General features: G+C 47.7%; 2 protein-coding genes. Both read right to left on the reverse strand.

Annotated elements, in window-relative coordinates:
- Nucleotides 1–33: 33 nt before the first annotated feature.
- Nucleotides 34–987, reverse strand: coding sequence for an ISAon1 family transposase (locus ACYVD4_RS31960; RefSeq protein WP_460952518.1), 954 nt, complete (start codon nt 985–987; stop codon nt 34–36).
- A 10-nt stretch (nt 988–997) separates the two neighbouring features.
- Complete coding sequence (locus ACYVD4_RS31965; protein ID WP_460952516.1) at nt 998–1,360, reverse strand: ISAon1 family transposase N-terminal region protein; 363 nt, start codon at nt 1,358–1,360, stop codon at nt 998–1,000.
- Nucleotides 1,361–1,431 lie beyond the last annotated feature (71 nt).

The following is a 1,431-nucleotide window of genomic DNA, read 5'->3' on the forward strand; positions in this document are numbered from 1 at the left end:
GGATCAAGGTCAAAAGTTGTGGAGCATCTTGGATTAAGCATATAACTGAGTCAGCCGGTAGAGGAAAAACTCCACATTGCGAACCCCTCGAAATTGACCCCTGAAGGCTTTGATCTTGGCATTGAACGACTCGGCCGACGCATTGGTAGATCGGTTATCAAAGTAATTCAGAATCGTTTCGTAGTGATTCTGGATGGAGCGGGCCACCGTGTTGAATGCCTTGAAACCAGCCTGCCGTACTTTTTCATGCCATTTAGCCAACCGCCCTAAGCCGTAAAGTTTGTCGGTGGTGTTCTCAAAAATGTGGCTCAACGACTGGCTTAACTCATAGGCTTTCTTCAGATCAGGATACCGTTCGAAAAGCAACTCTGCTCGCTCTTGCTGACTGGGCGTCCAATCGGTGGGCTTTTTATAGAGTACATAGCGGCTACGAGCCAGCAGTTGTTTCACCGTATCACCATTAGAAAGCACTTCGGATTGATAGTCGATCTGGCTAAGCTTTGCCTGCTCAAGGGCGTCATTCTCGGCATCCAGGGCTTGCCAGCGATACTGGATGCGCATGTCCTGAACAGCCTCCAGAGCGAGTTGTTGCACATGGAAACGATCAGTCACCTGGGTAGCCTGAGGGAAACATTTTTTAGCAATCAGGGCCATATTACCCGCCATGTCTAGAGTAATCTCAGTGACTTTATGGCGCTGTCTTTGTGGCAGTTGTCGCAGGATCTGAATCACCGCTTCAGCCTTCGTTCCAGCCACAATCGCCACGATACTACCCTTGCCCCCTTTGGCGGCTTTATTGGTCAAAATCGTATAGAGCTCCCCCTGTGACAGACTGGTTTCATCGAGCGAAAGGTGCATACCCAAATTTTGTGGATACAGCAACCAGTCTTTAGCGTGGGCTCGTTGATTCCAATCAGAAAAGCCACTTTGACAATCCCGGTAGTGACGCCATAAGGCTCGGCCATCAACCCCATAAAAACCGCCAATAGAGTGGACGCTAGTCGGGTTGGTATCGACTGATTTGTTTTAAAAAAGCGGAAAACTCACTGGTCATCCGCGTTCCATCCGCTACCTGAGTCCAGTCTCGATAAACGACTTTTCCCGTTTTGGTATTGAGCCAGCGACGGCGTTTAATGTGCAGGAACACTTGATGACCACGAATGGGGAAGTCCTGAACGGTGATGGTAGGGAAGAAGCCCTTGGATAGCAGATTTTTTCGTTCTGGATCGTCTTGATCCGCATTTTTCTCTTCGATATGTATTTGAAATAGATCGTTCTGTCGGTCAATGGATGTTAATTCGAAATTTTCCAGAATGAACTCGGGCAGCAGAAACTGAATGATAGGTAAGAAACTCTCCAAAACCACTGAGGTTGATTAATCCCACAAACCTAGAAAAATACAACGCCCTCCACAACTTTATGAATTGATCC

It is taken from the genome of Spirosoma daeguense (assembly GCF_054776875.1).